The sequence below is a fragment of the Pseudomonas sp. 2VD genome, from assembly GCF_005503585.1.
GTDB classification, from domain to species: domain Bacteria; phylum Pseudomonadota; class Gammaproteobacteria; order Pseudomonadales; family Pseudomonadaceae; genus Pseudomonas; species Pseudomonas aeruginosa.
In genome coordinates, this window is sequence record NZ_SCND01000147.1 from 1 (window position 1) to 13,694 (window position 13,694).

A 13,694-nucleotide genomic window follows, 5' to 3' on the forward strand; every position below is an offset into this window, starting at 1 on the left:
TCGAGGGCCTTGTCGATGTCCTCGGCGGTGGAACGGGGGAACTCGGCGATCGGCTGGCCGTTCACCGGCGAGGTGTTGGTGAAGTACTGGCCCTTGACCGGAGGCACGAACTCACCGCCGATATAGTTGCCGTAGCGAGGCTTGAAGGTGACGACGGCACCGGGGGTTCCGGGCGCTGCGTAGATCATGGCGAAGCTCTCCTGTGTGGTCGTTCCGCCGTGGCGCGGCGGACTCGTGCAAGGGCGCCGCGGTCGGCGGCGAAGGGTCGGGCGCGTCACTCGTCGACGTGCACGCTTTCCAGATAGCTGCGGATCGCCCAGAGGCCTTCCTGGCTGATGAAGTCGGCCATCTTCGGCATGTACACCGCGCCATCGCGCACCGCGCCGTTGATGACCCGCTCCTTGAACCATTCGTCGCCCTCGGCGCCGGTCTCCAGCAGGCGCAGGTCCGGGGCGATGCCGCCGGACTTGGCTTCCAGGCCGTGGCAGCGCGCGCAGTTCTGGTTGTAGGCGGAGGCGCCGATCTCGACGGCGAGGTCGTGCTTGGCGTAGGGCTCGCGGTAGGGGTTGGTGTCGCGCCATTCCTTGCCCAGCGGCTCGAGTCCCTTGGTGTCCACTGCCTGGGGGGTCACATCGCCGTGGGCCAGCGCCAGGCTCGAGAGGCTGAGACCGGCCAGCACCAGCAGGCCGCGCAAGGCGTTGTTCTTGTTCATCACTTCATTCCTCCGGGGAGACAGGACAAGGCACGGGCGCCAAACGGCGCTCATCGCCATCCTAGGAAGCTCCGCCGCGTGCCCGAATCCTGCTTTGGGCGTCCTCGCCTACTCCCTTCGGAGTAGAGCCTCGGAAGGCCTTACGCGGGGCTTTGGCAGCAAGTCCAAGTCATGCCCCGTCCGGGAAGTCTTCCCGGACGAATCGGGCGATCTTCCGTTCCCGTCGGCGCGCCCCGCTTCCACCATGAAGCCGCCGCGGCCCGAGCAGCGGCCTGCCGTTTCTCGACCCTCACTCCAAACGGGAACCCGATCATGACAACAAGAACCTCACCCGCCCCTGCCGGCCTCCTGCGCCCGAGCCTGCACTGCCTCGCCTTCGCCGTCGCCCTGGGCAGCGCTGGCGCCGCGCTGGCCAAGGATGTGACCTGGGAGGACATCGCCAACGACGACAAGACCACCGGCGACGTGCTGCAGTACGGCATGGGCACCCACGCCCAGCGCTGGAGCCCGCTCAAGCAGGTCAACGCCGACAACGTGTTCAAGCTGACCCCGGCCTGGTCGTACTCCTTCGGCGACGAGAAACAGCGCGGCCAGGAGTCCCAGGCCATCGTCAGCGACGGCGTGATCTACGTGACCGCCTCCTACTCGCGGCTGTTCGCCCTCGACGCGAAGACCGGCAAGCGCCTGTGGACCTACAACCACCGCCTGCCCGACGACATCCGCCCGTGCTGCGACGTGGTCAACCGCGGCGCCGCGATCTATGGCGACAAGGTGTTCTTCGGCACCCTCGACGCCTCAGTGGTGGCGCTGAACAAGAACACCGGCAAGGTGGTGTGGAAGAAGAAGTTCGCCGATCACGGCGCCGGCTACACCATGACTGGCGCGCCGACCATCGTGAAGGACGGCAAGACCGGCAAGGTCCTGCTGATCCACGGCAGTTCGGGCGACGAGTTTGGCGTGGTCGGCCGCCTGTTCGCCCGCGATCCGGATACCGGCGAGGAAATCTGGATGCGTCCCTTCGTCGAAGGCCACATGGGCCGCCTGAACGGCAAGGACAGCACGGTGACCGGCGACGTCAAGGCGCCCTCCTGGCCGGACGATCGCAACTCGCCGACCGGCAAGGTCGAGTCGTGGAGCCACGGCGGCGGCGCTCCCTGGCAGAGCGCCAGCTTCGACGCCGAGACCAACACCATCATCGTCGGCGCCGGCAACCCCGGCCCGTGGAACACCTGGGCGCGCACCGCCAAGGGCGGCAACCCGCACGACTACGACAGCCTCTACACCTCCGGCCAGGTCGGGGTGGACCCGAGCAGCGGCGAGGTGAAGTGGTTCTACCAGCACACCCCCAACGACGCCTGGGACTTCTCCGGCAACAACGAACTGGTGCTGTTCGACTACAAGGCCAAGGACGGCAAGACCGTCAAGGCCACCGCCCACGCCGACCGCAACGGCTTCTTCTATGTGGTCGACCGCAGCAACGGCAAGTTGCAGAACGCCTTCCCCTTCGTCGACAACATCACCTGGGCCAGCCACATCGACCTGAAGACCGGCCGCCCGGTGGAGCGCGAGGGCCAGCGCCCGCCGCTGCCGGAACCGGGGCAGAAGCATGGCAAGGCGGTGGAAGTATCGCCGCCGTTCCTCGGCGGCAAGAACTGGAACCCGATGGCCTACAGCCAGGACACCGGCCTGTTCTACGTGCCGGCCAACCACTGGAAGGAAGACTACTGGACCGAGGAGGTCAGCTATACGAAGGGCAGCGCCTACCTGGGCATGGGCTTCCGGATCAAGCGCATGTACGACGACCACGTCGGCAGCCTGCGCGCCATGGACCCGCTCAGCGGCAAGCTGGTCTGGGAACACAAGGAACACCTGCCGCTCTGGGCCGGGGTGCTGGCCACCGCCGGCAACCTGGTGTTCACCGGCACCGGCGACGGCTACTTCAAGGCCTTCGACGCGAAGAGCGGCAAGGAGCTGTGGAAATTCCAGACCGGCAGCGGCATCGTCTCGCCACCGATCACCTGGGAACAGGACGGCGAGCAGTACCTCGGCGTGACCGTCGGCTACGGCGGCGCCGTGCCGCTGTGGGGCGGCGACATGGCCGACCTGACCCGGCCGGTGGCCCAGGGCGGTTCCTTCTGGGTATTCAAGCTGCCCAGCTGGGACAACCGCACCGCCAGCCGCTGATCCCCGCGCCGCGCCCTGCAAGGCGCGGCTTTCCCCGCCTGCGGAGTATCCCGATGAAGACCTTCCTCCTCTGCGCCGCCTTGCTCGGCGCCGGCCTGGCCCAGGCCGCCGACGACATCGACGACGTCCGCGTCATCGCCGGCTGCCGCCTGGAGCCCGGCGCGCGCTGCGCCAAGGCCGACCTGCGCGGCGCCGACCTGCGCAACCTCGACCTCGGCCGCATCGACCTGGCCGGCGCCGATCTCTCCGGCGCCGACCTGCGTCACGCCAGGCTCGACCTGGCCAACCTGGAAAAAGCCAACCTGCGTGGTGCCGACCTCACCCGCGCCAGCCTGCAGCAAGCCAACCTGCGCGGCGCCGACCTCTCCGGCGCCAGGGCGGTGGCGATCCAGGCCTGGGGCCTGTTCGCCCAGGGCGCCCAGTGGCAAGGCGCCGACCTCACCGCCGCCTACCTGGAGTTCGCCCGTCTCAGCGGCGGCCGCCTGCACCAGGCCACGCTGCGCGCCGCCGACCTGGAGATGACCTGGCTGTCCCGCGCCGATCTCAAGGGCGCCGACCTGCGCGACGCCAACCTGCAGGAAGTCAAGCTGGCCGAGGCCAACCTGGAAGATGCCGACCTGCGCGGCAGCAAGGTGCGCTTCGGCAACTTCCAGGGCAGCAACATGCAGGGTTGCAAGGATTGCCCCGCGGGCTGGCAGTGAAGCGCCGGACAGCAGCGACGGCCCCCCTAGCCGAGGCTGCCGCGAGCCTCCTCGGCGAGCGGCAGCGGCAGGCCCAGCCGCAGCACGCCGCTGTCGATGGCCCGGTGCACCAGTTCCGCCTGGGTACTCACCTGCAACTTCTGCTTGAGCAGGCTGACATGGTTGGACACGGTCTTGGCGCTTACCCCCAGGTGCTCGGCCACCTCGCGCAGGGCCAGGCCACGCGCGAGCAGGCGGAATATCTCGAACTCGCGACGGGTCAGCCCGCGCAACGCTGCCCCGCCCTGCTCTTCCCACGACTGGCAGGCCAGGCGCGTGGCCAGCGACTGCTCCAGATAGAGGTGGCCGGCGAGCACTCGCCGTATCGCCTCCAGCAGCACCGTCGGCGCCGCGCGCTTGGTCACGTAGCCGCGGGCACCGGCATCCAGCGCCTGGCGCACCAGGGCCAGTTCGTCGTGGAGGCTGAAGAACAGCACACGCAACTGCGGCAGGCGCTGGCGCAGCCGGCGAGTCAGTTCCAGGCCGCTGATGCCCGGCAGGCCGAGATCGACGATGACCAGCGAAGGAATGTCCCGCTGCACCGCCTGCAAGGCTTCTTCGCCATCGCCGGCCTCGCTCACCTCCACGTCGGGGAGCAGCCCGCGCAACAGCGCGGCCAGCCCTTCGCGGACCACGAAATGATCGTCCACCAGCAGGATCTTCATCGTCCTCTCCTCTCAGTCGCCGCGTTCCAGCGGCATCCGCAGGCGCAACGCCAGGCCCTGTCCGGGACGGCTGCGCAGGCTCAGTTCAGCGCCCAGGCAGCGCGCGCGCTGGCGCATCGAGTCCAGGCCGAAGCCGGGTGCCGGGTCCGCCGCGCAGCCGCGACCGTCGTCGCGTACGCTCAGGTAGAGAAAGCCGCCACGGCGTTGCAGGCGGATCCGCACGCGGCTGGCGCCGGCATGCCGGGCGACGTTGTTCAGCGCCTCCTGCAACAGGCGGTAGAGATGGGTCCCGGCCGCCGCATCCAGGGGCGGCAGCGGACCGCACAGGCGCAGCTCGCAGGCGATGCCCTGGCCTTCCTGCCAGTCCGCCACGCAGGCGCGCAGCGCCTCGTCCAGCGACTGGCGTTGCAGGGCCGGCGGCGGTAGACCGCGCAGCAGCGCGCGGAAGCTGTCGTCCAGCCCCTGGCAGTAGCGCTCCAGGCGTGCCAGCGCCGGCTGCCCGGCGCCTGCCGTGCAGCGCAGCAACAACAGTTGGGTGCGGATACCCGTCAGGTACTGGCCGATATCGTCATGCACCGCCTGGGCCAGCAAGCGCCGCTCGCGCTCCTGCACGGCGAGCAGCCAGCGGTACTCCGCCGGGCCGGCGGGTCGCAGGTCATCCATGGCGTGGTTCAGGGGGCGATCCGACAGGCCTGTCCGACGGCGCAGGCGGCAGGTCTTTCCTGGCCGAGGTGGCGGGAATAGAGGAAATCGAACCCGAGCAGGCTGAGGATCAGCAGGATGGGCAACACCAGGGTGACGGCGATGCGCATGGCGGCGACTCCTGTCCATTGTCGTTGTCGAGACATGCTAGGACGCGCGGAGCCACGGCGTGCTACTACCTTGGTACTGCCGGGCCGCTACTTTTGCGCGGCCACCCGCCTCCAGGCGCCCTTGCGGGCGCCGCCGATGCAGCAGGAGCGCTGCGCAAGCGCCTGGTCCTGCTACTTTGGTACTGGTTCACCCCTCCGGACGTCGAATTTCCAAAGCAGCGCGCCTGCCCTGTAATGACGCATACAAGAAGAAACGACGAGAAGCCGCCATGCCCCGCCTTGCCTTGCCCCGCGTAGCGCCCGACTACCCTGCGGCGGTCCCGCCGCAGTACCGAGTTCGCCTTCTCCGCCTACCCGGCCGCCGACGCTCCGCGACGCGTCCCCGGCAGCGCGCGGCGGAACGCCCGCCCGCTGGGCTATCGCGCCCACGACTGCTACCGTGAGCGCATTCGCATCCGCCCGCGTGCCCCGAGCCGCCACCAGCCGCCCATAACGACAATAACGAGGTGCAGGCCATGTACAAGATCCTGATCGCCGACGACCACCCGCTGTTCCGCGAGGCCATCCACAATGTCATCGCCGACGGATTCCCCGGCAGCGAAGTGATGGAAACCGCCGACCTCGACAGCGCCCTGGGCCTGACCCAGGAACACGACGACCTCGACCTGATCCTGCTCGACCTGAACATGCCCGGCATGCACGGCCTCAACGGCCTGATGAACCTGCGCAACGAGGCCCCGACCATTCCCGTGGTTATCGTCTCCGCCGAGCAGGACAAGCAGGTGGTGCTACAGGCCATCACCTACGGCGCGGTGGGCTTCATCACCAAGTCCTCGCCACGCGCGCAGATGACCGAAGCCATCGAGCAGATCCTCAACGGCAACGTCTACCTGCCCTCGGACGTGATCCGCACCCAGAAGAGTTCGCCGCGACGCAGCGGCCACGAAGAACACGGCATCTCCCCGGAACTGCTCCAGGCCCTGACCCGCAAGCAGCTGCTGGTGCTGGAGCGGATGACCAAGGGCGAGTCGAACAAGCAGATCGCCTACAACCTGGACATCGCCGAGACCACGGTGAAGGCGCACGTCTCGGCGATCCTGCGCAAGCTCAAGGTACACAACCGGGTCCAGGCGATCCTCAGCGCCGGCGACATCGACTTCGCCGCCTACCTGCGCCGCTGAGACCCGCCGATGCCCGACCGCCGTACCCTGCTGCTCACTGTCCTGGCGATGCTGGCCTTCGCCGGCAATTCGCTGCTCTGCCGCGCGGCGCTGAAGGACACCGCCATCGACGCGGTCAGCTTCACCGCCCTGCGTCTCTTCTCCGGCGCCCTCATGCTCGCCGTCCTGCTGCATCTGCGCCGGCGCCCGGCCACGCCCGCGCGCGGCGGCTGGCGCGGGGCGGCGGCGCTGTTCGTCTACGCCGCCGCGTTCTCCTACGCCTACGTGCAGCTGGACGCCGGCACCGGCGCGCTGCTGCTATTCGGCGCGGTACAGGTCACCCTGCTGCTGGCCGGCCTGCTGCGCGGCGAACGGCTGGGCGGACAGGCGCTGCTCGGTTTCCTGCTGGCCCTGGGCGGCCTGCTGTTCCTGTTGCTCCCCGGAGCCAGCGCGCCGCCGCTGGGCGGTGCCCTGCTGATGCTCCTGTCCGGCCTCGCCTGGGGCCTCTATACCCTGCTCGGCCGCGGCGGCGGCGATCCGCTGGCGGTCAGCGCCGGCAACTTCCTCCGAGCCCTTGCCTTCGCCGCCCTGCTGCTCCTGGCATTCCACGGGCAGTTGCGGCTGGACGGCGCCGGACTGGCCTATGCCCTGCTTTCCGGCGCCCTCGCCTCCGGCCTCGGCTACGCCGTCTGGTACAGCGCACTGCCGGGGCTGACGGCGATCCAGGGCGCCTCGGTGCAGCTCAGCGTGCCGGTGCTCGCCGCCCTCTGCGGCGCCCTGCTGCTCGGCGAGCCGCTCGCCCCGCGATTGCCGCCGGCGACCCTGGCGGTGCTCGGCGGGATCGCCCTGATCCTCGCCCCGCGCCTGGGCCGCGCGGCACGCGAAGGCGCCTGAATCAGACCGAGGCTTCGCGCTCCAGCAAGTGGCAGAGCGCGGTCTTCAGCTTCATCGGCCGCACCGGCTTGTGCATCAGGGTATGGCCAAGCTCGCGAACCTGCTGCTTGAGTTCGTTGCTGTAGTTGGCTGTGATCATCAGCGCCGGCAGCGGCGAGCCGCGCCGGGCGTTGATCGCGGCGACCGCGTCGACGCCGTTGCGCTGGTCGTCGAGGTGATAGTCGACGATCAGCAGGTCGGCCTCGGCATGGTAGTTGTCGACCTGTCGCGCCAGGTCTTCCTCCGACAGCGCCGTCACTACCCGGCAGCCCCAGGCTTCGAGCAACGTGCGCATGCCGGCGCAGATCGCCGCATCGTTGTCCAGCACCCACACCCGCGAACCACGCAGGCGCTCGCGCAGGTCGTCCGCGCTGGCCAGCGGCTCGGCGCGACTGCGCGGGGCATGGCGGGCCAGCGGTACCTCGATGGCGAAGCATGAGCCCTTGCCCGGCAGCGAGCCGACCCGGACCCGGTGGCCGAGCATGCGGGCGATCTTGTCGACGATCGCCAGTCCCAGGCCGAGCCCGCGGTCCTGGTGGCAACGCTGCGACTCGCCGCGCTTGAATTCCTGGAAAATCTCGCCGAGCTTGTCGGCGGCGATGCCCACCCCGGTGTCCCAGACCTCGATCGACAGGCTCTGCCGATGCCGGCGGCAGCCCAGCAGCACGCGCCCCCGCGGGGTATAGCGGATGGCGTTGGAAAGCAGGTTGCGGAGGATTCGCGCGAGCAGTTGCTGGTCGCTGCGGACCAGCGCCCCGCAGGCCACGAAGTCCAGGCGTAGCCCTTCGCTGGCGGCTACCTGGCGGTACTCCGCGGCCAGGTTGCCGAGCAGTTCGCCAAGCTCGAACGGGGCGATGTCCGGGGTGATCACGCCGGCGTCCAGCTTGGAAATGTCCACCAGGGTGCCGAGCAGGTTCTCCACGTCCTCCAGCGAATGGCTGATGTTGTTCACCAGCGCCTCGTTGTCCCGCGTCGCGCTGCCGCGCTCCTGCAAGGCGCTGGTGAACAGCCGCGCGGCGTTCAGCGGTTGCAGCAGGTCGTGGCTGACCGCCGCGAGGAACTTGGTCTTCGACAGGTTGGCCTGTTCCGCCTCGCGCTTGGCCTCGCGCAGGCGCGCCTCGACCTGGCTGCGCTCGTGGATCTCGCGCTTGAACTGGTCGTTGAGGGTGGTCAGCTCGGCGGTCCGCTCGCGCACCCGCTGTTCGAGGTTCTGGTAGGCCTGGTGCAGCGCCTCGGCGGTCCGCCGGCGCTCGGTGATATCCCGAATCAGCACGAACAGCCCGGCGACCCGGCCGTCGGCCTGGCGGTTCGGCACGTAGGAGCGCTGCATATAGCGCTCCTCGCCGGACAACGCGGTCTCGGCGATCTCGAAGGTCACGCTTTCGCCGGCCAGGGCCCGCTCGAAGTACGGTTCCAGGCGCCGGCAGTGCTCGGCGCCATGCACGTCGCGCAGGCAGCGGCCGAGCATCGAGCCGCTGGGCCAGCGGTACCACTCCTCGTAGACCTTGTTGGTGAATTCGTAGACCAGTTCGTCGCTGAGATAGGCGATCAGCGCCGGCACCTGGTCGGTGATCAGGCGGATCCAGCGCTCGCTGGCGCGCAACGCCTCGGCGTGGCGATAGCGTTCGGTGATGTCGGTGAAGGTGTTGACGAAGCCGCCGGTGGGCAGCGCATGGGTACGGATCTCCAGCACCCGGCCATCGAACAGGCGCTGCTCGCGGGCGCTCAGCGGACTCCCCTGGGAGTCCTGGCTGCACGGCGTGAGCAACGGCAATTCGCTCTCCGCCATGACTTCGGCGAAGGCCCGGTGCCCGGCGATCGGCGCCAGCCCGCAGAGTTCCAGGAAGCGCCGGTTCCACAACTCCAGCACGCCGTCGGCGCCGACCATCGCCACGCCCTGGGAGAGGTTGTCCACCGCCCGCTGCAACAGGTGCGACTTCTGCGCCAGCGCCTGCTCGCGGCGCGCGGTCTCGCTGAGCTTGATCTCGGTGACGTCGCTGTAGAGTACCGCCAGCCCGCCGTCGCGGGTCGGCCGTTCGCTCATCCGCAGCCAGCGCTCGTCGCGCAGGCGATACAGGGTCTGCTGGTCGCCGCCGCGCTGTTCCTCGACGATCAGCCCGCCGCTGCGCGCCAGCCGGTGCAGTTCGGCGCGGCGCATGCCAGGACCGATCCGCGCCCGGCTGTCGATCCACAGCGCGCGGAAGCGCTCGTTGAACAACACGATGCGCTGCTGCGGATCGAACAGGACGAAGGCGTCGGAGATGCTTTCGATGGCGTCGAGCAGATGCTGGTGGGCGGTCTCGGCACGCAGGCGAGCGTCGCTGAGCAACTGGTTGCTGGCCTTCAGTTCGAGCATCGTCTGGCTCAGCGCGTCGGTGCGCTCGCGGACCTGCTCGGCCAGCACCACGGAATACTGGAAGGCGCCGTAGGCCTCGTCGCTCTGCGCGGCGCTCGACTCGATGCGTCCGATCAGCGCCTGGTTGATCCGCTGCAACTTGTGCCGCTCTTCTTCGAGGGCGACGACCCGCGCCTGCAGCTCAGCGACGGACACCTCCACGGGGTCGGCCAATGGCGACCCCGGTGAAGGTCTGGTTGATATGCATGCCATTGAATTGCTCTCCGTAGGTGTTGAAGCCGATCACCTGCTGGCTGCGGAGAAACGCGGCGGTAGCTTGCGTGTCACCGCCGACCTCCAGCTCCAGGCGCCGCAGGAAGCAGTCGCAACCGATGGTCAGCAACGGCGGTCCGAGGCGCTCGTGGAGGCGGCGGAACTGCGCCTCCAGGTTGGGCAACAGCGGGCCGGTGCTCATCGCGGTGAGAACGATGCCGTTCTCCACCGCACAGTAGAACGTCAGGCTCAGGTCCTCGTTGGCCTGCTGGATCGAGCGCACGTAATAGCGTTCGTCGACCCGCACCGCCAGCGGATGCGCGGAGAACAGGGCGAAATCCAGCGCCTGCGGTGCCACCCCGACCAGCCGGGCGTATTCCAGCGCCGCCGGCTCGGCGTTGAGTTCGTGGACCCGCCGGCTGCCGCTGTCGGCGCGGGTCACCACCAACTTTTCGGCGCGCGGCACCACGTGATGGGTGGTGAAGACCTCGAAGTCCAGCCAGGTGTTGACCAGCACCACCACTGCCGCCCCGGTATGGAACTGGCCCTGGTGGTAGACATGGGTGTGGGTCAGGTGCCGGTCGTCGCCGGCCGAGCCACCGAAATGCGGGATCGCGCCGAGCGCCGCGCCAAGCGCGGCGAGCACCACCTCTTCGCGGCTGGACAGGCCGTCGAGCAAGGTCAGGGCGAAACTGTGGTCCTTGATCGGCGCCAGGCCGCCGCGGCGACAGCCGGCCACCAGGGTCTCGACCATCTGCTGCGCGTCCAGCAGGCTGAAGCGCTCCATTTCGTCGATCAGCGCGCTGCTGATGGCGAAGCTGCGCACGTCGAAGCCCACCGCGCTGACGCAGCCGCGCCCGTAGCCCGCCGGAGTGATCTCGCCGGCGGTGGTGCAGCCGACCAGGTCGATGCCGCCGAAGTAGCGTTCGAGCATCTCGCCGAGGGCCGGCAGGTCGTATTCCGCGGAACAGAAGAACAGCACGAAGCCCAGGTGCGGATGGATAAGCTGGCGCGCCAGGTCCTGGGCCACCACTTCGACGTCGCGCGCGCTGGACATGCCCCTGCAGACCCCTTCCCCCTGCCCTTCGTACATGCCCGCTCCCCCGTCGTTCCGCCTCGCCAGCATTCTACGAAGGGCGCCGCCGCGGCCCCTATCCTACTTGGGTCGCGGCGGGGTCCTTCGAAAGTAGCGGTATCACCAGTTCAGTACGGCGCCGAGGGCCACGGTGTCGGTGTCCTCGTCGAGCGCGGCACCGTCGCGCCCGTCGATCCGGTAGCGGTTCAGCTCGGCGACCAGCTTGAGGTTGTCGTTGATCGTGCGGAAATAGGCGATGCCGCGACTCTCGTAGTCGGCCGCGGAACCCAGGCCGTTGCCGTCGTCGACGGTCTTGCCGTAGGACAGCGCCAGGCGGTTCTTGCCCCATGAATACGAGCCCTGCAGCAATGCGCCGCGGCTGTCCACCTCGCGCAGCGCGGCTTCGCCGGCGTTGTTGGTGAAGAAGGGATTGATGCCCTTGGCGGTGAATCCCGAACCGGTCACGGAGAAGCTGCCCATCTTCACCTGCAAGCCATAGCCGACCCCCTTGGAAGTCACGCTGTCGACGCTGTCGCTGGTGTTCTTCGAAGTCTGGTAGCCGCCGTTGATCCAGCTGTAGACCTGCGCCCCGGCCAGGTCGAACTGGTAGCTGACCTCGCTCTCGTAGCGCGGGTTGTCCTGGTAGGCCTTGTCGTCGAGGCCGTCGCTGGCATCTTTGTCGATCTGGTTGGAGTCGATCGGGTCGAGGATGCCCACGGCGATGCGCAGGCCGGGCAGCAGGTCGTTGTTGCGGTAGGTGATCTGCGAGGTGGGGAACGGATACGGATAGCCGGTGCCGATGTTGCCGAAGGAGACGCCCTTGCCGTCCACCAGGCCGAGGGTGTCGCTGGGGTTGCCGAAACCGGCCAGCAGTTCGTCGAGGAAGATGTTCGAGCGCGAGAACAGGCCGAAGTCCTTGCCGATCAGCACCTCGCCCCAGTCGCCGGCGACCGTGCCGTAGAACTGACGGACGTCGATGGCGGTATCGGTGCCGTCGGTCTCGCTGTCGTTGATGGTCACCCAGAAGGAAGCGCGACCACCGAGGCTCAGCTCGTCGACCTTCCTGCCGAAGTTGAAGCCGATGTAGTTCGGCAGGAATCCCATCTTCACCCGCGACTGGCGGCGATCGTAGGTCTCGCCCTGGCGGTCGACGTCGCTGTTGACGTAGAAGGCATTGAAGTAGCCGTCGGTGGAAAAGGTGGTCTCGTCCTTGTCGTACAGCAGGATATCGGCGGCGGCCGGTTGCAGGCCGCCCAGGGCACCCAGCGAGGCCAGGGTCAGCGGCAGGATTCGGCGAACGGCGGTGTTGTTCTTGTTCATGGCGCACTCCGCGAGGTGAAACGACCGGGCCGGTCGTGGCGGAGCCGATTATCGAAACCGGGAAAGCCCGGCCATACGCTTCCTTGGGCCTGCTTCGACGCTTCTTCATGGTGGGCGTGGGTGCCGCTGCGCAAGGCGCGGGCAGCGCTCCTCCGGCGGTAGCGCAACCTTGGTCGCGGCGGGAGCGCCACCGAAGCAGCGCGGCTTTCGACCTAACGTCGCAGTGACGCCGGCAAGGCTGTCGTCGAGTTACCGCGTGGCTCGCTTCAGCGCCGGCTGGAAAGCACCCACCAGCCGCCGCGCGCCTCCAGCAACCGGGCGTGGGCCGCGAGCAGGTCGTCGCCGCTCAGGCCGAGAGCGGCCTCGGCGAGCAGCCGGGAGCGACCGGCGCCACCGCCAAGGTGCTCCGCCCAGGCGCGCCGTGCTCGCTCGGCGAAGCTGCCCGGCGCTCGGCGCAGGTCGTCGGCGAGGGTTTCGCGCAGGCCGGCCAGGCGTTGCGCCGGCAGTTGCGCGAGCGCCTCGGCGGAGCGCTGGAGGAAGGTCTCCATATGCTCCAGCAGGCGTTCCGGGCAGGCACGCGGAGATTGCGCGGCGAACAGCAGGCCGCGCCGGGCGCCGACCTCGCGGAAGCCGCAGAACAACGCGTAGCCCAGTTGCAGCTCGTCGCGCAGGCGCCGCTGGAAGGCCGGTTCGTGCAGGCGCGCCAGCAAGCGCCAGGCCGCCTCCATCGGCACCTCCGGCGAGGGCAGCGGACAGAACAGCAGCAACGCCGACTCGCCGTCCACGGCCAGCTCGCGGCGATGCCGTCCGGGCCTCGGCGGCAGAGGCGCCAGGCGCTCGCCGGCAGCCTGGCCGGGCATCCATCGTGGATCAGGCATCGCGGCCTGCATGACCAAGGCGTCCCAGCGCGTCCGCCGCCAGTCGTCGACCTCCGCCAGCGGCTCGCCGAGTAGGCCGGGCAAGGCGTCCAGCAACTGCCGGATCGGCAGGCCAGTGGCGCTGCGGCGCCGCTCGGCAGAGGACAGACGCTCGCCGCTCGCGCGCCAGTCGGGCGGCGCCGCGAGGAGCCGGGCCAGGGCCGGGCGCACGGCGGCCTCGAGGCGATCGCGCGGACCGAGCAGGCTCAGCGACCAGTCTTCGCCGAGCGCCTCCAGGCCCATCTCCACTCCCCCCAGGCGCGCCTGGCCGCACAGCGGACGCAACGCCTGGCGCAGCGCCAGGAAGCGTGACCGTGCGGGCACACCGGGAAAGCGCCAGCGCAGGAACAGCGCGCCCTCGGCGGCGGCACTGGGCGGCAACGGCAGTTCGAAGCGCCAGGCATGCCGCTGCGCGGTCAGCGGCGGCGCTGCGGCAACCGGCGCCACGCTCAGGCGGAAGCCCGCCGACCAGCGCGCTTCGGCGCCGTCAAGTTCGCCGTCCAGGTGCAGCCGCAGGCAGCGGTCGGCGCGCAGCGCGTCCAGGCAGGCCGGGCGAATCTCCGCCGGC

General features: G+C 69.2%; 12 protein-coding genes and 1 pseudogene. 4 read left to right on the forward strand and 9 right to left on the reverse strand.

Annotated features, from left to right (window positions below):
- Together FFS27_RS17135 and pedF are read right to left on the reverse strand one after the other, a co-directional pair.
- Positions 1 to 188 (reverse strand): annotated as a pseudogene (locus tag FFS27_RS17135) (aldehyde dehydrogenase family protein); the annotation flags it as partial.
- An 86-nt stretch (positions 189 to 274) separates the two neighbouring features.
- Positions 275 to 712 (reverse strand): cytochrome c-550 PedF, encoded by a 438-nt coding sequence (pedF, locus tag FFS27_RS17140; RefSeq protein ID WP_003088533.1) that lies wholly within the window; start codon positions 710 to 712, stop codon positions 275 to 277.
- A gap of 312 nt (positions 713 to 1,024) precedes the next feature.
- Here pedF and exaA point away from each other — a divergent pair, with 312 nt between their 5' ends.
- The gene (gene exaA / locus FFS27_RS17145) at positions 1,025 to 2,896 is read left to right on the forward strand and encodes a quinoprotein ethanol dehydrogenase (protein WP_021264694.1); all 1,872 of its coding nucleotides are present in this window, start codon (positions 1,025 to 1,027) and stop codon (positions 2,894 to 2,896) included.
- A 53-nt stretch (positions 2,897 to 2,949) separates the two neighbouring features.
- Positions 2,950 to 3,597 (forward strand): pentapeptide repeat-containing protein, encoded by a 648-nt coding sequence (locus tag FFS27_RS17150; protein ID WP_003088520.1) that lies wholly within the window; start codon positions 2,950 to 2,952, stop codon positions 3,595 to 3,597.
- Between the two features lie 26 nt (positions 3,598 to 3,623).
- Here FFS27_RS17150 and FFS27_RS17155 read toward each other — a convergent pair whose 3' ends face one another.
- Genes FFS27_RS17155 through FFS27_RS33290 form a run of 3 tightly spaced genes read right to left on the reverse strand, consistent with a single transcriptional unit; the run spans position 3,624 to position 5,113 of the window.
- Complete coding sequence (locus tag FFS27_RS17155; RefSeq protein WP_021264693.1) at positions 3,624 to 4,301, reverse strand: response regulator transcription factor; 678 nt, start codon at positions 4,299 to 4,301, stop codon at positions 3,624 to 3,626.
- 12 nt (positions 4,302 to 4,313) lie between these two features.
- Positions 4,314 to 4,964 (reverse strand): sensor histidine kinase, encoded by a 651-nt coding sequence (locus FFS27_RS17160; protein WP_003088515.1) that lies wholly within the window; start codon positions 4,962 to 4,964, stop codon positions 4,314 to 4,316.
- A gap of 8 nt (positions 4,965 to 4,972) precedes the next feature.
- On the reverse strand, positions 4,973 to 5,113 hold the full coding sequence (locus tag FFS27_RS33290; protein WP_003088510.1) for a hypothetical protein: 141 nt from the start codon (positions 5,111 to 5,113) through the stop codon (positions 4,973 to 4,975).
- 515 nt (positions 5,114 to 5,628) lie between these two features.
- On the opposite strand from FFS27_RS33290, the gene agmR reads away from it, so the two are divergent.
- Together agmR and FFS27_RS17170 are read left to right on the forward strand one after the other, a co-directional pair.
- Positions 5,629 to 6,294 carry a response regulator AgmR gene (gene agmR / locus FFS27_RS17165; RefSeq protein ID WP_003107754.1) on the forward strand — a complete coding sequence of 222 codons (666 nt, stop codon included), beginning with the start codon at positions 5,629 to 5,631 and terminating at the stop codon, positions 6,292 to 6,294.
- Positions 6,295 to 6,303: 9 nt separating this feature from the next.
- Complete coding sequence (locus FFS27_RS17170) at positions 6,304 to 7,167, forward strand: DMT family transporter (protein ID WP_003113465.1); 864 nt, start codon at positions 6,304 to 6,306, stop codon at positions 7,165 to 7,167.
- 1 nt (position 7,168) lies between these two features.
- Here the strand turns inward: FFS27_RS17170 and nahK are convergent, their stop codons facing one another.
- The 4 genes from nahK to pqqF form a co-directional block, all read right to left on the reverse strand.
- Complete coding sequence (gene nahK / locus FFS27_RS17175; protein ID WP_073937353.1) at positions 7,169 to 9,814, reverse strand: hybrid sensor histidine kinase/response regulator NahK/ErcS'; 2,646 nt, start codon at positions 9,812 to 9,814, stop codon at positions 7,169 to 7,171.
- Positions 9,744 to 10,907, reverse strand: coding sequence for a nitric oxide-sensing protein NosP (nosP, locus tag FFS27_RS17180; RefSeq protein WP_003139768.1), 1,164 nt, complete (start codon positions 10,905 to 10,907; stop codon positions 9,744 to 9,746). The genes nahK and nosP overlap by 71 nt, the downstream gene beginning before the upstream one ends.
- Positions 10,908 to 11,009: 102 nt before the next feature.
- On the reverse strand, positions 11,010 to 12,209 hold the full coding sequence (locus FFS27_RS17185) for a porin (RefSeq protein ID WP_021264690.1): 1,200 nt from the start codon (positions 12,207 to 12,209) through the stop codon (positions 11,010 to 11,012).
- 266 nt (positions 12,210 to 12,475) lie between these two features.
- Positions 12,476 to 13,694: pyrroloquinoline quinone biosynthesis protein PqqF (gene pqqF / locus FFS27_RS17190; protein ID WP_137952111.1), on the reverse strand; the 1,219-nt coding region annotated here is incomplete at its 5' end.